The following is an 18,409-nucleotide window of genomic DNA, read 5'->3' as shown; positions in this document are numbered from 1 at the left end:
CCGTGGCCTCCTGTGGTGTTTCGTGACGGATGTGGCAGGCCCTTCAGTATCGCGGGTCCGTGGGCTCTGCGGGTCCGCCGGTGTCAGAAGGCCGCGTTTGCCGCGTAGACCTCGCGGAGTCGTTGTGCGGTGATCCGAGACTGGGGGGAGTGCCGACGCTGTCGGGAGCTGGCGCGGGACGGTCCGGAGGGGACAGGCAGCGAGGCTGAGGGGCCGTCCGCGGCCGTGGCCGCCCCAGGAGAAGTCGGATCGGCCGGGGTCTTCGCAATGAGGGAGCCGGAGGGCGGGGTTGGACGGTCGACGAGTGTCGGGACCGGCTCGGGGGTTGTGGAGGGAAGTACGACGGTCGTCGCCCTCCCGGGGTCCGGCAGGTCGACAAAAGCGGTGGGAGGCGGCGGGGTGACAACCGTGGGCGGAAGGCCGTCCAGCATGTGCGAGGGCGCCGCCGTGTGCGTCGTGAGCCGACGCCGCGCCTGGGCGACCTTGCAGCCCTGCGCCTCGATCACCGCGCGGCACTGCTGCACGATGTCACTCAGAGCGGGCCGGTCCTCGGCCTTGTGCGCCAGCATCGCCGTCAGCAGAGGCACCAGCTCGCCGGGCGCCCCCGACAGATCCGGAGCCGTCTCAGGATCGGTGACCTGATGGAAGAGGACGTGAATGTTGGCCGCCTGGTAAGGAAGATGGCCGGAAGCGGCGTAGAGCACCACGGCACCAAGCGCATACACGTCGACCGCGGACGTGAGCGGTCGGTCGCCCCTCGCCTGCTCCGGCGGCATGCACGACGGGGTGCCGACCACGGTGTTGGGCGCGGTCAGGGAGACGCTTGACTCGGCGAAGACCGCGAGCCCGAAGTCGATGATCTTCGGCCCGTTAGGGCCGAGGAGGACGTTGGCGGGCTTGAGGTCACGGTGCAGCAGCCCCTGCTTGTGCACGGTCGCGAGTGCCTCGGCGAGGGTCGCTCCCAGGGAGGCGGCGAGCAGTGAGGGCAGCGGGCCGTGGCGTGCCACGTGCCGGCTCAGGTCCAGACCCTCGATGTATTCCGTCGCGAGCCACGGCGGCTCGGCCTCCGCATCGGCGTCCAGGAGCGCCGCGATCCGCGCGCCCCAGATCGTCTTGAGGATCTCCACTTCCTGGGCGAAGCGCTGCCTGGTCTCGGAGTCCACGACAGCGGGTTTGATCACCTTGACGGCGGCGGGTTCTCCACCGGGCGACTCTCCCAGGTACACCTGCCCCATGCCACCGTGCCCGATACGGCCGAGCAGCTCGTAGCCGCCCAGCTGGGCGGGGTCGTGCGGGCTCAGGGGCGCGATGTGCACGAGGCGCCTTTCTACTCGGACGTGTAGGGACAGAACTGACGTGTCCGGTCGTACCGCACACCGTATCCGTGCGGGGACCGGACCCATACAGGCGGAGCAGGACGATCTGTTCCCCGAGCCGGACGTGGGTACGGCGCTGGGGGCGGCCCTCGGCTAGCCGAGCTGTCGTGTGCGCTCAGCCAGGCACCGCTGCCACAGCAGGTGGGCCTGACGTGCCTCGCGGATCGACTCGCGGGCGAAGGCCTCGTCGGCGAAGCCCGCGGCCGCGGCCTGCCGCACCACGAGGACCAGGTGGGCGGCCACCTCGTCGAGGCGCTTGGCGTGGGTCTCCTGCAGCTCCGGCGCCAGCTCGTCCTCGCGGGCGGACATGGCCACGAAGTCGTCGAACCCCTCTTCGTCCGCGTACGAGGAAGGGAGGCGGGGCAGGTCCGACTCCGCGAGATGTCGGATAGCTGGCAGAACGCCCTTGGGCGGCTCCTCCCGCCCGAGGACGCGATTGAGCAGCATGCGGGTCTGGTCCGTGCCGCGGACACGAGCGGAGACGGTGTCCAGGGCGTCCAACTCCCCGGCGACGTCCTCATCGGCCTCAGCCGCGAGCAGTGCACCCAACCGGTCCGCGATGGCGCGGCCCCCCTCCGACGCGTTGTCCATGACAGCGTCGCAGGTGTCGAGCTCCGAGAACGCGCGTCCGGCCGTGTGGATGGCGGCCGTCACCATGGCCGGTGTATCGCCTTCGAACCCGCCGACCGCCTCGGCCAGTTGCGAGGACGTCATCGAGATCGCCGCGAGCAGCTCCTCGGCGTGCCGCTGCCTGGTCGGTCCGTTGGATGTTCCGGCGCCCACCGTATCCCCCTCGCTGTGACGGTGTCCTCGTCGCAGATCATGTACGGCGTCCACAGGGTGGGGCAACGCGAGACCGGATGTCTGACGACCGACAGTCGGGGGTTGGCCGGAAACGTGCGTAGCATCGCCGAAGCGGATCACATGAGCCCCACAATGCCCCATGTCCGCCCCTTGATGCCGAGGAGACCGATGCTCGTTTCGTACCCGGAGTTCCAACTGCGTCTGCCGCACGGCGGGCCGTTCGCAAGGGGTCGGCTCCTCTCCGAGATGGGCACCAACGGCAGCCAGAAGATGGTGGTGCTCGCCGGATCCCCGGCGCGGCCGGAGGTCGTACCGTCATTCCAGCTGAGGACGCCGTCCTCGCACAGGCTGCGCGAAAAGCTCATCGCCGAGGGAGTGATTCGCGAGACGACCACCCGGCCCGGATGGCTCGAAGTTGTCGAAGACGTGGAGTGCAATTCGCCGTCCGCCGCCGGCGACATCCTTGTGGGCCGCAGTTGCAACGGGTGGCTGGAGTGGAAGACTGCCGACGGCCGACCGCTTGCCGACTTCCCCGACCAGGTCTGGTCGGGTCCAAGTCGCGCGTGGCTGGTGCGCTGGCCTCATTCTGCAGGGCCTGACCTGTTCCGGCGCGTGTGGCTGCCCGAAGGACGGGTGTCCCTCGCCGCCGCGCGACTGCGTCCGGACGTCCCCCAAGGCGTCAGTAAGGAGCAGCTTCGCACCTTCGTCGACGAGGACTACGAGTCGACCGCGTCGTACACCGAGAGAATGCAGCTCGTAGAGGAATTGCACGCCTTCTTCTCCAGAATGCGACCGGGGCACACGGTGTGCGCAGTCTCCGACGGCGGACTGTACGTCGGTGAGATCACAGGCAATGTCGAGCAGCGCACAGTCGAAGACGGAAGCCGGACCCTGTGGCGCCCCGTGGAGTGGGGCGGCGACGGCTTCGATCTGGAGGAGCTGCCCGAGGAACTCCGACAGAAGCTGTCGGTGAGCCACGACGTGGTCGACCTCACCACGGTCAAGGCCGTCGTCGATGGCCTTGGGGTCAGTGACGAGGAACTCGTGGAGGAGGCCCGGGACAGCGGGGCCGCACCCGGCGTCGAGCCTCTGGCCGTCACCGTTCGCCGTGAGGTGGAGCTGCCGGAGCCCGCCGAAGCGTTGAGGAAGAAGCTCAACGTGCACTCGCTGGAATGGTTGCAGGACGTCAGGCAACTCCTTGATGACGAGCGGCAGCTGATCTTCTATGGTCCTCCGGGGACCGGGAAGACCTTCCTCGCGCAGGAGCTGGCCGAGTTCTTCGGCGGTGGACGGGAGCAGGTCAAGCTCGTCCAGTTCCATCCTTCGTACTCCTACGAGGACTTTTTCGAAGGATTCCGTCCTCGTGAGGACCCCACGACCCGCGAGGTCGCCTTCCGGCTTACGGCCGGACCCTTGCGGGAGTTCGCCGAACTGGCTCGCCGCGAGGGCAACAGGCACATCCCCCACTTCCTGGTCATCGACGAGATCAACCGGGCCAACCTCGCCAAGGTCTTCGGAGAGCTGTACTTCCTCCTTGAATACCGGGACCGGTCGGTCCGGCTGACCTACTCGGACGAGGACTTCTCCCTTCCGCGCAACCTCTTCCTCATCGGCACCATGAACACGGCCGACCGCTCGATCGCCCTCGTAGACGCGGCGATGCGCCGGCGTTTCGCCTTCGTCGAGCTGTCGCCGCGCGTCGATCCGACCCGTGGGCTGCTGCGCAGTTGGTTGGAGGCCACGGAGCGGGATTCCGAGCCCGCGGACCTGCTGGAGGCCCTCAACGCTCGTATCGACGACAGAGACTTCCATATCGGGCCGTCGTATCTGATGAAGCCCGGCGTCTTCCACGAGGGAGGACTGGAGCGGGCATGGCGGACCAAGATTCTTCCGCTGCTGGAGGAACATCACTACGGCGATGGCGTGGACATCGAGGGCCGTTACGGCCTGCCGGTGCTGCGCAAAGCGCTGGCATCGCGGCCCCCATCCCCGGAACCGGGTGAAGGGACCAGCTCGGAGTGACGTCCGTCGTCTCGCTCGTTGAGCACGCGCCTGCACGATCGTTCCGACTGCCGGATGCCGTGGGCCGCGCACTGGCCGCCGAGAAGATTCTCGAAGAGGCCTGGCCGGACCCCTACGAATCGGGTGCCTGGCGACTGCGTGCGGGAAGCAAGGTCGGGGCGGTCGCGCTGACCGTACCGGCCGGCGAAAGTGTCACGGTGCGCATCACCCCCAAGGTTCCGGTCGCTCGTCTGCTCTTCCTGATCGGATACAGCAGCGACCCACGAGGCTGGCGGGACGGTAGCGTCGCTCTGGCTGAACACAGTGAACTGCTTCCGGCGCTTGCTCACGCCGTCGAGCGGCAGATCGACCGTGTACTGCGGCAGGGCCTGCTCCAGGGCTATCGGACCACCGAGGAGTCGTTCCATGTCGTACGTGGCCGGCTTCGTGAGGCCCAGCAGATCCGGCGCCGGTTCGGGATGTCCCTGCCGGTGGAGGTGACCTTCGACGAATTCACCACCGATATCGCCGAGAACCGCCTCCTGCGTTCGGCCGTCGATCGTCTCCTGCGTCTCCCCGGCGTCCCCGGAGCCGTACGCGCGCGCCTGATGCATCAGCGGTCCCGGCTAGCGGACATCACACCGCTCGTGCCGGGGCAGACACCTCCCGGCTGGCGGTCGACGCGGCTCAACGCCCACTATCTCCCGGCACTCCACCTCGCCGAGGCGGTTCTGCGGGGATCGTCTACGGAGCACCTGCCCGGCGGGCTGCGCATGGACGGATTCCTCTTCGACATGAACGGCGTCTACGAGGATTTCGTCTGCAAGGCACTCCGGGAGGCAATGCGCACCCACGGCGGAAGGAGTGCGCTACAGGCGCAGAACATTCACATGGACGAAAGTGATTCCATCCGTCTGCGCCCCGACTTCGTCTGGTACGGAGACTCCGGTATGCCGATGATCGTCGCCGACGCTAAGTACAAGGCTCGCAGGACCCGCGGTTTTCCGAACGAGGACTTGTACCAGATGCTGGCTTATTGCGCGGCCCTTGGATTGCCCGAGGGGCATTTGGTGTACGCGAAGGGCAACGCTCCACACACCAGCCACCGCGTGCGGCATGCCGGGACCGTCCTCCACCAGCACGCGATCGACTTGGACCAGCAGCCCACGGAGTTGCTTGCTGAGATTGGCGCGCTGGCTCGGCACATGCTTCACGGTTCAGCGATGTCGCCTCAGGGCGGGCACCCTCTGGGCGCTCCTTGAATACCTGGGGTGCATGACGTACGGCCGCGCACCCTACGTCGCTGACGGCCCGTTGAACTGGCTCTTGTCCCATTGAGTAGCTACCCGGCCCCGGCACCGAAGTCCCAGACAAGTCCCACAGGGGCCGGAGAATCCCCTCCTGGCTCGCATACATGCAGGTCAGGAGGGGAATAGTGGCGTTGTTTCTGAAGGCTGTCAGATGTCCCGGAAGATCTCGATCTGCGCCCCCACCGAGTTCAGCCGCTCCGCCAGCTCCTCGTAACCCCGGTTGATGACGTACACGTTGCGGAGCACCGACGTGCCCTCGGCCGCCATCATCGCCAGCAGTACCACCACCGCCGGCCGCAGCGCGGGCGGGCACATCATCTCGGCGGCGCGCCAGCGGGTCGGGCCCTCGACCAGGACGCGGTGGGGGTCCAGGAGCTGGAGCCTGCCGCCGAGGCGGTTGAGGTCGGTGAGGTAGATCGCGCGGTTGTCGTAGACCCAGTCGTGGATCAGGGTCTGACCGTGCGCGGAGGCGGCGATGGCCGCGAAGAACGGGACGTTGTCGATGTTCAGCCCGGGGAAGGGCATCGGGTGGATCTTGTCGATGGGGGCCTCCAGCTTGGACGGCCGGACCGTCAGGTCCACCAGCCGGGTGCGGCCGTTGTCGGCGGCGTACTCCGGCGTGCGGTCGCAGTCGACGCCCATCTCCTCCAGGACCGCCAGCTCGATCTCCAGGAACTCGATCGGCACCCGACGGATCGTCAGCTCGGACTCGGTGACCACGGCGGCGGCCAGCAGGCTCATCGCCTCGACCGGGTCCTCCGAGGGGGAGTAGTCGACGTCCATGTCGATCTCCGGCACCCCGTGCACCGTGAGCGTCGTCGTCCCGACCCCGTCCACGCGTACGCCGAGCGCCTCCAGGAAGAAGCACAGGTCCTGGACCATGTAGTTGGAGGACGCGTTGCGGATGACCGTCGTGCCGTCGTGCCGGGCGGCGGCCAGCAGGGCGTTCTCGGTCACCGTGTCGCCGCGCTCGGTCAGGACGATCGGGCGGTCCGGCCGGACCGCGTGGTCGACCTGCGCGTGGTAGAGCCCGTCGGTCGCCGCGATCTCCAGGCCGAAACGGCGCAGCGCGATCATGTGCGGCTCGATCGTGCGCGTGCCGAGGTCGCAGCCGCCCGCGTACGGCAGCGTGAAGCGGTCCGTGCGGTGCAGCAGCGGGCCGAGGAACATGATGATCGAGCGGGTGCGGCGCGCGGCGTCCGCGTCGATGGCCTCCAGCTCCAGCTGGGCGGGCGGCAGGATCTCCAGGTCCACGCCGTCGTTGATCCAGCGGGTGCGTACGCCGATGGAGTTGAGGACCTCCAGGAGCCGGAAGACCTCCTCGATGCGGGCCACCCGGCGCAGCACGGTGCGGCCCTTGTTCAGCAGGGAACCGCAGAGCAGTGCGACGCAGGCGTTCTTGCTCGTCTTCACGTCGATGGAGCCGGAGAGCCGGCGCCCGCCGACCACACGCAGATGCATGGGTCCCGCGTAGCCCAGCGACACGATCTCGCTGTCGAGGGCCTCGCCGATGCGGGCGATCATCTCAAGGCTGATGTTCTGGTTGCCGCGTTCGATGCGGTTGACGGCGCTCTGGCTCGTGGCGAGCGCCTCGGCGAGCTGACTCTGTGTCCAGCCGCGATGCTGACGGGCGTCACGGATGAGCTTGCCGATACGTGCGAGGTAGTCGTCTTCCATGCCTGCACGCTATCTCAGATATGAGATGAAGATCGCGTCGGGGTGGGGAGTTCGGGTGGCGATCGGGTGCCGGGCCGTGCGGGGGCGCCCGTATGAAGCATCAGACGCCCCCGCGCGGCCCGGCGTGCGGAGTTCGGCCGAACGGGTGAGGGCGGCCGGGGCGGGAGTACGTGTTTCCGCGCCCGCCCCAGCGCGTGAGCTCCGGTGCGCCCCGCCGACGGTGATGAGCCGTCCCGCGCCCGGCCGGACGGGCGAGGGACGACCAGGCGCGGTGGTGGTGGGCTGTCCCGCGCCTGCCCGGGCGGGTGAGGGTCGGTACGCGGCGACGGTGCCGGTCCCGCGCCTGCCCGGGCGGGTGCGCCCCGGTGTGCGCCGCCAGCGGTGGTGAGCCGCCCCCCTGCCTGCCCGGGCCGGTGAGGGCCGGTCAGGTGCGGCGGCGGCGCTTGGTCGTCCTGCGCCAGCCGAACGGGCCGGGCAGGTCCATCGACGTGGTGCGCCGGCCGGTGCTGTTGTGGGTGCGCTTCGGGCCGTGCCGTCCGCCCGTGGTGACGGACCAGGAGCGGCGGTTGATGTTCAGCCGGACGCCCGGGAGGATCTGGAAGCTCTTGCGGAAGGTGAGCGGCATCTGCGCCTCCTCTGTCAGGACTACGCGTATCCCGAAGTGGCCGTGTCATGCGCGGTGTGGAGACCGGTGGGTCCGTGCTCGCGCCTCGGGGGTCCCGCTGCCTGCGGGGCATGAGTGGCCGTGTCATGCGCGCGGTGTGGAGACCGGTGGGTCCGTGCCCGTGCCTCGGAGGTTCCGCTGCCGGCGGGGCTTCAGTGGCCGTGTCATGCGCCCGGCGTGGAAACCGGCGGGTCCGTGCCCGTGCCTCGGGGGTCCCGCTGCCGGCGGGGCTTCAGTGGCCGTGTCATGCGCGCGGTGTGGAAACCGGCGGGTCCGTGCTCGCGCCCCGGGGGTCCCGCTGCCTGCGGGGTTGGGGCACCGTGGCCGCCCTGACGGCGTGTCGGCCGGCCGGGCTCCGGTCCCGTAAGGCGTTGGCCAGGGGGGCCTTCACCTGCCACCCCGTCGCCTCGTAGAGGGCGCGGCCCTCCGCCGACGACGCCAGCAGGCCCACCTCGGCGCCCCGTTCGGCGGCCGTCGCGGTGAGGGTGCCCATGACCACGCGGCCGAGCCCGCGGCGCCGGTGCGCGGCGTGGGTCTCCACCCTGTCGACGACCGCGGTCGCGCCGTCGACCGAGATCTGGCCGCGCGCCGCGGTCGTCCCGTCGGGTGCGTGCACCCGGGCGTGGGCGACCCCGGCGCTGGTCCAGGTGCGCAGCCGGTAGTCGCGGGGGAGCGGTGGCGGCGGGCCGCCGGGGCCGGTGCCGAGCGTCGTGGACATCAGGAAACCGGGCGCGGCGGGGAGCGACCAGCCCGGCGCGATCCAGGAGGCGAGCCGGTCCGCCGGTACGAACGCCTTCAGCCAGACGCCCGGGCCGGTGGTGCGCCCGGTCAGCTCCCGGACGGTCGCCTCGTCGGCGGTCGGCAGGACATGGCTCATGACGTTCCCGGGGAGTCCGATCGTCACGGTGAAGCCCCAGGGCGTGGGCCTCGGTTCGCCGGCGCCGCGTGAGAGGGCCCAGCCGTGGGCCCACGCGCGCACGGCCTCGGAGGTGTCGGTGAACTGCACTGCGTCCTCTCCGGGCAGGGGTGGTCGGGGTGCGGCTGCCGCGCCGGGCGCCCGGGAGTGCTGCGCGCGGTGACCTCGCGTCACGCTGCGTCGCACGCGCCCCGCCGCACCGCCGTGAACAAGGCCCGCCGGATCCGGACGGGACCCGTCCGGCCCCTGCTCGTGGCCGTGTGTCATCGCGGAGTGGCGCCGGACACGGGCGCCCGGGCATGACCGCGCGGCGGCGATGTACTAGAGTTATCTCGACATCGAGATATCTGCCGAGGCGCACCGCAGCCGCCGCTCAGTAAGGGTTACCTAACTAATCCTTACCTTAGCGGATGGTGGGGGCCGCAGGCGGCGCCGGCCGCACATGAGGCGCGGCGCGGTTGAACGCGCACATTGAAGAAGGAGACTGTCGTGTCGGCGAACAGCTTCGACGCCCGCAGCACGCTGCGCGTGGGCGACGAGTCGTACGAGATCTTCAAGCTGGACAAGGTCGAGGGCTCCGCGCGCCTCCCTTACAGCCTGAAGGTGCTGCTGGAGAACCTGCTCCGCACCGAGGACGGCGCGAACATCACCGCCGACCACATCCGGGCGCTGGGCGGATGGGACTCGCAGGCCCAGCCCAGCCAGGAGATCCAGTTCACGCCGGCCCGCGTGATCATGCAGGACTTCACGGGTGTTCCGTGCGTCGTGGACCTCGCCACCATGCGTGAGGCCGTCAAGGAGCTCGGCGGCGACCCGGCGAAGATCAACCCGCTGGCCCCGGCCGAGCTGGTCATCGACCACTCCGTCATCGCCGACAAGTTCGGCACCAACGACGCGTTCGCCCAGAACGTCGAGCTGGAGTACGGCCGGAACAAGGAGCGTTACCAGTTCCTGCGCTGGGGCCAGACCGCCTTCGACGAGTTCAAGGTCGTCCCCCCGGGCACCGGCATCGTCCACCAGGTCAACATCGAGCACCTGGCCCGCACGGTCATGGTCCGGGGCGGCCAGGCCTACCCCGACACCCTCGTCGGCACCGACTCGCACACCACCATGGTCAACGGCCTGGGCGTGCTGGGCTGGGGCGTCGGCGGCATCGAGGCCGAGGCCGCGATGCTCGGCCAGCCGGTCTCCATGCTCATCCCGCGCGTCGTCGGCTTCAAGCTGACCGGCGAGCTCCCGGCCGGCACCACCGCCACCGACCTCGTGCTGACCATCACCGAGATGCTCCGCAAGCACGGCGTCGTCGGCAAGTTTGTCGAGTTCTACGGTGAGGGCGTCGCCGCCACCTCCCTCGCGAACCGCGCCACCATCGGCAACATGTCGCCCGAGTTCGGCTCCACCGCCGCGATCTTCCCGATCGACGACGAGACGCTGAACTACCTGCGCCTGACCGGCCGCGACGCGCAGCAGGTCGCGCTCGTCGAGGCGTACGCCAAGGAGCAGGGCCTCTGGCTCGACCCGGCCGCCGAGCCCGACTTCTCCGAGAAGCTCGAACTCGACCTGTCCACGGTCGTCCCCTCCATCGCCGGCCCGAAGCGCCCGCAGGACCGCATCGTCCTCGCGAACGCCAAGGCGCAGTTCGCCCAGGACGTGCGCAACTACGTCGCGGACGACGAGGAGGCGGGCAAGGAGTCCTTCCCGGCCTCCGACGCCCCCGCCGCCACCAACGGCGTCCCGTCGAACCCGACGACCGTCACGGCCCCCGACGGCACGACGTACGAGATCGACCACGGCGCCGTCACCGTCGCCGCGATCACCTCCTGCACCAACACCTCGAACCCGTACGTCATGGTCGCCGCGGCGCTCGTGGCGAAGAAGGCGGTCGAGAAGGGCCTGACCCGCAAGCCGTGGGTCAAGACCACCCTCGCCCCGGGCTCGAAGGTCGTCACCGACTACTTCGACAAGGCGGGCCTGACCCCGTACCTCGACAAGGTCGGCTTCAACCTCGTCGGCTACGGCTGCACCACCTGCATCGGCAACTCCGGCCCGCTGCCGGACGAGGTCTCCAAGGCGGTGAACGACCACGACCTGGCCGTCACCTCGGTGCTCTCCGGCAACCGCAACTTCGAGGGCCGGATCAACCCCGACGTCAAGATGAACTACCTGGCGTCCCCGCCGCTGGTCGTCGCGTACGCCCTCGCCGGCTCGATGAAGGTCGACATCACCAAGGACGCCCTCGGCGTCGACCAGGACGGCAAGCCGGTCCACCTCGAGGACATCTGGCCCACCGAGGCCGAGGTCAACGACGTCGTGGCGAACGCCATCGGCGAGGACATGTTCAACAAGTCCTACCAGGACGTCTTCGCGGGCGACGCCCAGTGGCAGGCGCTGCCGATCCCGACCGGCAACACCTTCGAGTGGGACTCCGAGTCCACCTACGTGCGCAAGCCCCCGTACTTCGAGGGCATGACGATGGAGACGACCCCGGTCGAGGACATCACCGGCGCCCGCGTGCTCGCCAAGCTGGGCGACTCGGTCACCACCGACCACATCTCCCCGGCCGGTGCGATCAAGGCCGACACCCCGGCCGGCAAGTACCTCACGGAGCACGGCATCGAGCGCCGTGACTTCAACTCCTACGGCTCGCGCCGTGGCAACCACGAGGTCATGATCCGCGGCACGTTCGCCAACATCCGCCTGCGCAACCAGATCGCGCCGGGCACCGAGGGCGGCTACACCCGCGACTTCACGCAGGCGGACGCGCCGGTGTCGTTCATCTACGACGCCTCGCAGAACTACCAGGCCGCGGGCACCCCGCTCGTCATCCTGGCGGGCAAGGAGTACGGCTCCGGCTCGTCCCGTGACTGGGCGGCCAAGGGCACCGCGCTCCTCGGCGTCAAGGCCGTCATCGCCGAGTCGTACGAGCGCATCCACCGCTCGAACCTCATCGGCATGGGCGTCCTGCCGCTCCAGTTCCCGGAGGGCCACACGGCCGAGTCCCTCGGCCTGACCGGCGAGGAGACCTTCTCCTTCACCGGCGTGACCGAGCTGAACGACGGCACCACGCCGCGCACCGTCAAGGTCACCACCGACACCGGTGTGGAGTTCGACGGCGTCGTCCGCATCGACACCCCCGGTGAGGCGGACTACTACCGCAACGGCGGCATCCTGCAGTACGTGCTCCGCAGCCTGATCCGCAAGTAAGGTTCAGGGAAGTGAACGAGGGCCGCACCCCCGGGTGCGGCCCTTCGCCGTTAGGCTCGAAGGTCTGATGAAGAACAACCTCGCCCCGCCGGCGGCCAAGGCCGGACACGAGTCCGTGCGGCGCCACAACCTGAGCCTGGTCCTGCGGACCGTACGCGACGAGGGCGAGGTCACCCGGGCCCGGGTGGCGAGCCTGGTGGGCCTCACCAGGGCCGCCGTCTCCTCACTCGTCGAGGAACTGCTCGCGCTGGGCTGCCTCAGCGAGTCCGGCAAGACCTCCAGCGGATCGGCCGGGCGCCCCGGCACCGTGCTGAAGCTCTCCAGGACCGGCCCGGCGGGCCTCGGCGTGGAGATCAACATCGATTACGTCTCCGTGTGCGCCGTGGACCTCACCGGCACCGACCGGGTCCGGGTCACCGAGCACACCGACCACCGCGACGTCCCGCCCGCCGAGGTCCTGGCCCACGCCGCCCGGCTCACCAACCGCGTCATCGCCTCCACCCGGGAGCAGGAACTGCGGGTCGTCGGCGTCGAACTGGCCCTGCCCGGCCTCGTGTCCGGGGGCGTCGTCCGCCAGGCCCCCAACCTCGGCTGGAGCAGGGTCGCGGCCGAGGGCATCTTCGGACAGGCGCTCAGCACGCTCCGCCCGGCCGGGCGGGCGCTGGCCGTCGGCTCCGGCAACGAGGCCAACCTGGCGGCCCTCGCCGAGCTGTGGTTCGGCGGCCTCGGCGGCATACGCACCTTCCTCTACCTCACGGGTGAGATCGGGGTGGGCGGCGCGCTCGTGGTGAACGGCGAGATCCTCCGGGGCGCCCACGGCTTCGCCGGCGAGATCGGCCACGTCGTCGTCGACCCGCGGGGCCCGCTCTGCCGGTGCGGCGCACGCGGCTGCCTGGAGCAGTACGCCGGCCGGGCCGCCCTGCTGCGGGCCGCCGGCATCGGCACGGAAGCGGGCGTACGCGGCATGGCGGAGCTGGAGCAGCGGGCCTCGGCCGGGGAGAAGCGGGCCGTCACCGCGCTGCGAGAGGCAGGGGACCGGCTGGGCGTGGTCCTGGCCGGGGCGGTCAACCTCTTCGACCCGGAGGCGGTCGTGCTGGGCGGCATCTACCGGAACCTGATGCCCTGGCTGGAGGAGTCCGCCGACGCCCAGCTCACCGCCCGGGTGGTGTCGGGCCGCTGGCACGAGAACGGCAGCCGGCTACGCGCCTCGTCCGTCTCCGGCGACGCGGCCCGCGGGGCGGCGGCCCGCGTGATGCACGACGTGCTGGACAACCCGGCCGCTTTCGCCCTGCGTTGACCGCCTGCCCCGGGCCGTCCGCCGGCGTACGGAACGGGCCGGTCTGCCGCCGCCGAAGGACCACGGTGAAGAGGCCACCGGTGGGCGGCCACCGATGAGCGGTGACCCGTGAGCGGTGATCGGTGGGCGGCCACCGATGAGCGGCGACCCCTGAGTGGTGATCGGTGGGAGGCGACCGGTGAGCGGCGCCCCGTGAGCGGTGAGCGGTGATCGGTGGAGCAGCACCGGTGAAACGCCGCCGGGGGCGTACGCGCCGTGGTGCACGCGTACGCCCCCGGCGGGGGAGACCGGACGGTCAGGCGCGGTGTGCCGCGATCAGCTGCTGATACCAGCGGTAGCTGTCCTTCGGGGTGCGCTCCAGGGTGTCGTAGTCGACCCGGATGATCCCGAACCGCTTGGCATAGCCCAGCGCCCACTCGAAGTTGTCCAGCAGCGACCACACGTAGTACCCGCGTACGTCCACGCCGGCGTCCATGGCGGCCCGCAGCGCCGTCAGGTGGGTGCGCAGGTACTCCACCCGGTCCGCGTCGTGGATCGAACCGTCCGCCTCGACGCTGTCGAACTCCGCCGAGCCGTTCTCCGTGATGTGCACGGGCGGCAGGGCGTCCCCGTACGTCTGCTTCAGCACGGTCAGCAGGTCGGTGAAGGACTCCGGCACGACCGGCCAGCCCATGGCCGTCCTGCGGACGTCGGGGTAGCTCCCCTCCGCGTACCGGTTGTCGGTGGCCACGCGCAGCGCCGGGTCCGCCTCGCGGTGCGGGGCCGCGGCGACCACGATCGGCCGGTAGTAGTTGATGCCCAAGAAGTCCATCGGCTGGGAGATCAGCTCCAGGTCGCCCTCACGGCGGAAGTCCTGACCGGTGATCAGCTCACCCCAGGTCTCCTCCTCGGTGGCCGGGTAGCGGCCGGCGAGGAGCGGCTCGGTCCACACCAGGTTGTGCTGGGTGTCCGCCCGGACGACCGCGGCGAGGTCGGCGTCCGACTCCGTGGCCGGGACGTTGCGGTCCAGGTTGAGGGTGATGCCCGCCTCGCGGACGCCCGCCGCGCGCAGCGCGTTCATGGCGTGCCCGTGGCCGACCAGCAGGTGGTGGGCGGCGGCCAGTGCCCCGCGGCCCTCCTGCGCGCCCGGCGCGTGCCGGCCCACGGAGTAGCCGAGGAACGCGCTGCACCACGGCTCGTTGAGGGTGATCCAGCGCGGCACCCGGTCACCCAGGTGCTCGGCCATGATCGCGGTGTACTCGCCGAAGCGCTCCGCGGTCTCCCGTACCCGCCAGCCGCCCTCGTCCTCCAGGGCCTGCGGCAGGTCCCAGTGGTAGAGGGTGGCGGCCGGCTCGATGCCCGCCTCCAGGAGCGAGTCGACGAGCCGGGAGTAGAAGTCCAGCCCCTTGGGGTTGACCGCGCCGCTGCCCGTCGCCTGGATCCGCGACCAGGCGATCGAGAAGCGGTACGACTCCACGCCCAGGTCGCGCAGGAGCGCCACGTCCTGCGGATACCGGTGGTAGTGGTCGCACGCGACGTCACCCGTGTCGCCGCCGTCCGTCCGGCCGGGCGTGTGGCTGTAGGTGTCCCAGATGGACGGGCCGCGGCCGTCTTCCTCCACGGCGCCCTCGATCTGGTACGAGGCCGTGGCCGCGCCGAAGACGAATCCGGGCGGGAAGACCGGGAAGTCACTCATGGGAACCCTTACTTGACCGAGCCACCGGTGATACCGGCGGCGATGTACTTCTGTGACAGGACGAGGAGGACCGCGGCGGGCACCGCCGACAGCACGGAGGCCGCCATGACCGAGCCCCAGTCGCCGACGTGGGCGCCGATGTACTGGTAGATCCCCAGCGTGATCGGCTTGACGTCGTCCGTGGTGTTCAGCGTGAGCGCGAACATGAAGTCGCTCCAGGCGTACAGGAACGAGAACAGCCCGGCGGTGATCAGCGAGTTCCGGCTCATCGGCAGGACGACCTGGACGAACGTGCGGACCCGGCCCGCGCCGTCCACCTCGGCGGCCTCGATGACCTCACGCGGGATCGAGACCATGAACGAACGCATCAGCACGATCGCGAAGGGGATGCCCAGCGAGGCGTCCGCCAGCATCAGGCCGAAGTAGGAGTTGACCAGGCCGAGGTCCACGTAGGCGCTGTACAGGGCGTTGGCGATGACGATGCCCGGCACCATCTGGGTGATGAGCGTGCCGAAGACGATCGTCCTGCTGCCGCGCAGCTTGAACTGCGCCAGGCCATACGCCGCCGGGGCGGAGATCGCCAGGCAGATGGCCACGGCGCCGAGCGCCACGGCCAGCGAGGTCAGCAGGTTGGTGCCCTGGTCGGTGAGCGCCGAGGTGAATCCGGAGAAGTCCACGCCCGTGGGGACCGGGCCCACGTCGACCAGGCTCGCGTCCGGCTGCAGGGCGGTGTTGATCATCCAGTACAGCGGGAACAGCATGACCGCGAGGACGGCGACGCCGAACACGGTCGCACCCCAGCGGCGCCTCGGCCGGCCGACGGTGGCGGGAGCCGGGGCGGCGGGGATCTGGGTGGTGGTCGCCATGCCGGTCACTTCCCCTCGTTGCGGTTGACCCGCAGGTAGAACACCGCGAAGACGGCGGAGATCAGGATCAGGATGTTGCCGACCACGGCACCGGCCCCGAAGTCCATCTGGACGAAGGAGTTCTGGTAGGTGAGCGTGCCGAGCGTCTGCGTGGAGTCGGCGGGTCCGCCGTCGGTGAGGGCGAGGACCAGGTCGAGGATCTTGACCGTCGACATGAAGCCGAGCACCAGTACGACGGTGATGACGGGCTTGAGCATGGGCAGGGTGACCGAGCGGAACGTACGCCAGGCTGAGGCGCCGTCCAGCGCCGCGGCCTCGCTCAGCTCCTTGGGGACCTCCTGGAGGCCGCCGTAGAGGATCACCATGTTGAACGGGATGCCGATCCAGATGTTCACCAGGATCACCGAGATCAGCGCCATGCTGGTGCTCGTCAGCCACGGCGTGTCACCGGGGAGGCCGATGGTGCCCAGGAAGCTGTTGAGGACGCCGGTGTCCTGGTCGAAGATGCGCCGCCACACGATGCCGGAGACGACCATCGGGACGAGCCACGGCAGCAGGATCAGCGAGCGCAGGATCCCGTTCAGCGGGAAGCGGCGGGTGAAGAAGACGGCGAGGGCCAGGCCGATGCAGAACTGGCCCACGAGCGACCCGACGGTGAAGAGGATCGTCTGCCACAGGGCCTTGCCGAACAGCCCGTCGTTGAAGACGGTGCTCCAGTTGTCCGTGCCGTTGAACGGCGCCTCGCCGGTGAAGAAGGTGGACGGCGAGTAGTCCTGGAAGCTCATCACGATGTTGCGGACGAGCGGGTAGCCGAAGAACAGCGCCATGAAGATCACGGCCGGGGCGATGAACCCCCACTGGGCGAGCGACTTGCGCCGCTTGGCGCTCCGCGGGTTCACGGGCCTCCTGACCGCGTCGGCCGCCCGGGCCTTCGGGTCGGCCGGCGGGGCTGCGGCCGAGGCTGTGGTGGATGACATGGTTCGTTACCTCAGTTCCCGCTCGTGACCTGCTGCTGGGCACGCTTCAGAGCGGCCTCGCTGGAAGCGCCGGTGAGCGCGGACTGGAAGGCGCTCTGGAGGGCCAGCGACACGGACGACCACTGCGCGCCGACCTTCGCGGTACGGGAGCGGGCCGTCGAGACCTGGCCGGCCAGGGCCGCCAGCTCCGGGGCCTTCGTGCGCCAGACGGCCGCGGCCTTGCTGTTCGCCGGGACCATCCAGCTGTTCAGGGCGTAGGTGATCTGCTCCTGCTCGCCCGCCATGCAGCCGATGATCTTCGCGGCCGTCTTCTCGCGCTCGGTGTCGCCGGTGTTGGGCACCGTGAGCACGCCGCCGCCCAGCGGACCGACCGAGTCGTCGCCCGCCTCGGGCACCGGGATCTCGGCGATGCCCCAGTTGAGGCCCTTCTTGGCGTTCAGGGTCTCGACCTGCCACGGGCCGTTGATCATCATGGCCGCGTTGCCGGCCATGAACTGGTCGTTCACGTCGGCCTGCGTCCAGTTGACCGTGGACTTGGAGAGCGAGCCGTCCTTCAGGAGCGCCTTCCAGTAGTCCAGGGCCTCGGCCACCTCGGGGGTGTCGAGCTTGGACTCGTCGCCGCCGTTGGACCACATGAACGGGGTGAACTGGAAGACACCGTCCTCGGCGCCGCCGGCGCTGAGGGCCAGGCCGTACCGCTTGCCCTGGGTCAGCTTCCCGGCGGTCGACCGCATCTCGGCCCAGGTGGTGGGCACCTTCAGCCCGGCCTTGTCGAGGGTGTCCTTGTTGTAGAACAGCGCGAGGGTGTTCACCGTGCGCGCGGCCCCGTAGTACTTCCCGTCGAACGAGCCGAAGTCGACGATCCCCTCGGGGATGTCCGTCGTGGTGAGCCCGAGGTCCTTCAGCGGGATGAGCCCGCCGGCCTCGGCGAAGGTCGGCATCTCGGACGCGTCGAGCTGGAGGACGTCCGGCAGCGACTTGGAGGACGCCATGCGGAGCGCCTTCGTCATCAGCTGCGAGGCCGGCACGCTCTGCTGCTCGATGGTGATCCCGAGCTGCTTGCTGCATCGCTTGAGGGTGTCACCGTCCCAGCGGTGGTACGACTCGTCGGTCGAGGAGTTCATGACGGTGTAGACGTCCTCGTCCCGCTGCTGGCCGCACCCCGACAGCACGGTGCCGGCGACGATCGCGGAGACGACGGTGAAGGGGACGACGATCCGCCTGGTGCGGCGGCTGCGGCGTCGGATCCGTCCGTCCGGGGAAGGTTCTGTCACGGTGGTGCCCTTGCGGTAAGAGGGTGGCCGGGCCCATGGGAACGCTCCCACAGGGTGGTAGTCAAGCCCCTGCGCGGATCCGGCTGTGTCACGGCAGGGCGGGGCGGGGTGCCCGGTGGTGGTGGGCCGGGCACCCGTGGGGGTGGGGGTCAGCGGACGCCGAGGAGGTGTTCCATGGCGAGCTGGTCGAGGGCTTCGAAGGCCATGGAGCGTTCGGCCGCGGTGGTGGCGTCGAAGTCCTCGTAGGCGGTGCGGTCGGCCAGGAGTGCCTTGAGGCCGTCGTCGGCGGTGGGGCGGGCGAGTTCGTGGAGGCGGGAGGCGGTCAGGGCTTCCTGGACGGCGGGGTCGGCGCGGAAGGCGGTGGCGCG

13 protein-coding genes and 1 pseudogene are annotated in these 18,409 nt (G+C 69.9%); 4 read left to right on the top strand and 10 right to left on the bottom strand.

Annotation, left to right across the window (positions count from 1 at the left end; genetic code table 11):
• Positions 1-83: 83 nt before the first annotated feature.
• Together ACFVS9_RS14285 and ACFVS9_RS14280 are read right to left on the bottom strand one after the other, a co-directional pair.
• Complete coding sequence (locus ACFVS9_RS14285) at positions 84-1,316, bottom strand: serine/threonine-protein kinase (RefSeq protein WP_389932098.1); 1,233 nt, start codon at positions 1,314-1,316, stop codon at positions 84-86.
• Positions 1,317-1,469: 153 nt separating this feature from the next.
• Entirely contained in the window at positions 1,470-2,159 is a 690-nt protein-coding gene (locus ACFVS9_RS14280) for a hypothetical protein (RefSeq protein WP_389932096.1), read from the bottom strand.
• 189 nt (positions 2,160-2,348) lie between these two features.
• Here ACFVS9_RS14280 and ACFVS9_RS14275 point away from each other — a divergent pair, with 189 nt between their 5' ends.
• Positions 2,349-4,202, top strand: a complete 1,854-nt coding sequence (locus ACFVS9_RS14275; protein ID WP_389932094.1) for a DUF4357 domain-containing protein — start codon at positions 2,349-2,351, stop codon at positions 4,200-4,202.
• Positions 4,199-5,443 (top strand): McrC family protein, encoded by a 1,245-nt coding sequence (locus ACFVS9_RS14270; protein WP_389932092.1) that lies wholly within the window; start codon positions 4,199-4,201, stop codon positions 5,441-5,443. The genes ACFVS9_RS14275 and ACFVS9_RS14270 overlap by 4 nt, the downstream gene beginning before the upstream one ends.
• A 195-nt stretch (positions 5,444-5,638) precedes the next feature.
• Here ACFVS9_RS14270 and ACFVS9_RS14265 read toward each other — a convergent pair whose 3' ends face one another.
• The 3 genes from ACFVS9_RS14265 to ACFVS9_RS14255 form a co-directional block, all read right to left on the bottom strand.
• Positions 5,639-7,168 (bottom strand): helix-turn-helix domain-containing protein, encoded by a 1,530-nt coding sequence (locus tag ACFVS9_RS14265; protein ID WP_383117895.1) that lies wholly within the window; start codon positions 7,166-7,168, stop codon positions 5,639-5,641.
• A 424-nt stretch (positions 7,169-7,592) separates the two neighbouring features.
• Positions 7,593-7,793, bottom strand: coding sequence for a DUF4236 domain-containing protein (locus ACFVS9_RS14260; protein ID WP_389932090.1), 201 nt, complete (start codon positions 7,791-7,793; stop codon positions 7,593-7,595).
• 283 nt (positions 7,794-8,076) lie between these two features.
• Positions 8,077-8,838: a GNAT family N-acetyltransferase gene (locus tag ACFVS9_RS14255; RefSeq protein ID WP_383117893.1), complete on the bottom strand. Its 762-nt coding sequence runs from the start codon at positions 8,836-8,838 to the stop codon at positions 8,077-8,079.
• Positions 8,839-9,237: 399 nt separating this feature from the next.
• Here ACFVS9_RS14255 and acnA point away from each other — a divergent pair, with 399 nt between their 5' ends.
• Positions 9,238-11,952, top strand: a complete 2,715-nt coding sequence (acnA, locus tag ACFVS9_RS14250; RefSeq protein ID WP_383117892.1) for an aconitate hydratase AcnA — start codon at positions 9,238-9,240, stop codon at positions 11,950-11,952.
• A gap of 67 nt (positions 11,953-12,019) precedes the next feature.
• A complete protein-coding gene (locus tag ACFVS9_RS14245; protein ID WP_389932087.1) occupies positions 12,020-13,249 on the top strand; it encodes an ROK family protein in 1,230 nt (409 codons plus the stop codon).
• A gap of 295 nt (positions 13,250-13,544) precedes the next feature.
• Here ACFVS9_RS14245 and ACFVS9_RS14240 read toward each other — a convergent pair whose 3' ends face one another.
• The 5 genes and pseudogenes from ACFVS9_RS14240 to ACFVS9_RS14220 form a co-directional block, all read right to left on the bottom strand.
• A complete protein-coding gene (locus ACFVS9_RS14240; protein ID WP_383117890.1) occupies positions 13,545-14,924 on the bottom strand; it encodes a GH1 family beta-glucosidase in 1,380 nt (459 codons plus the stop codon).
• An 8-nt stretch (positions 14,925-14,932) separates the two neighbouring features.
• Positions 14,933-15,790, bottom strand: coding sequence for a carbohydrate ABC transporter permease (locus tag ACFVS9_RS14235; protein ID WP_389932085.1), 858 nt, complete (start codon positions 15,788-15,790; stop codon positions 14,933-14,935).
• A 5-nt stretch (positions 15,791-15,795) separates the two neighbouring features.
• Positions 15,796-16,767 (bottom strand): carbohydrate ABC transporter permease, encoded by a 972-nt coding sequence (locus ACFVS9_RS14230; RefSeq protein ID WP_389932083.1) that lies wholly within the window; start codon positions 16,765-16,767, stop codon positions 15,796-15,798.
• 11 nt (positions 16,768-16,778) lie between these two features.
• On the bottom strand, positions 16,779-18,041 hold the full coding sequence (locus ACFVS9_RS14225; RefSeq protein WP_383117887.1) for an ABC transporter substrate-binding protein: 1,263 nt from the start codon (positions 18,039-18,041) through the stop codon (positions 16,779-16,781).
• Between the two features lie 149 nt (positions 18,042-18,190).
• Positions 18,191-18,409: pseudogene (locus ACFVS9_RS14220) on the bottom strand (xylose isomerase); the annotation flags it as partial.

This window comes from Streptomyces sp. NPDC058008 (assembly GCF_042886395.1).
Taxonomy (GTDB): domain Bacteria; phylum Actinomycetota; class Actinomycetes; order Streptomycetales; family Streptomycetaceae; genus Streptomyces.
Note: the sequence above shows the minus strand (reverse complement) of the source record. Positions and strands in the feature narration are given on the sequence as shown.

Excerpts from the sequence above, each read along its gene's own strand:
- ACFVS9_RS14275 (WP_389932094.1), top strand. The coding sequence starts at position 2,349 with ATGCTCGTTTCGTACCCGGAGTTCCAACTGCGTCTGCCGCACGGCGGG.
- ACFVS9_RS14265 (WP_383117895.1), bottom strand. The coding sequence starts at position 7,168 with ATGGAAGACGACTACCTCGCACGTATCGGCAAGCTCATCCGTGACGCC.
- ACFVS9_RS14260 (WP_389932090.1), bottom strand. The coding sequence starts at position 7,793 with ATGCCGCTCACCTTCCGCAAGAGCTTCCAGATCCTCCCGGGCGTCCGG.
- ACFVS9_RS14245 (WP_389932087.1), top strand. The coding sequence starts at position 12,020 with ATGAAGAACAACCTCGCCCCGCCGGCGGCCAAGGCCGGACACGAGTCC.
- ACFVS9_RS14240 (WP_383117890.1), bottom strand. The coding sequence starts at position 14,924 with ATGAGTGACTTCCCGGTCTTCCCGCCCGGATTCGTCTTCGGCGCGGCC.
- ACFVS9_RS14235 (WP_389932085.1), bottom strand. The coding sequence starts at position 15,790 with ATGGCGACCACCACCCAGATCCCCGCCGCCCCGGCTCCCGCCACCGTC.
- ACFVS9_RS14230 (WP_389932083.1), bottom strand. The coding sequence starts at position 16,767 with ATGTCATCCACCACAGCCTCGGCCGCAGCCCCGCCGGCCGACCCGAAG.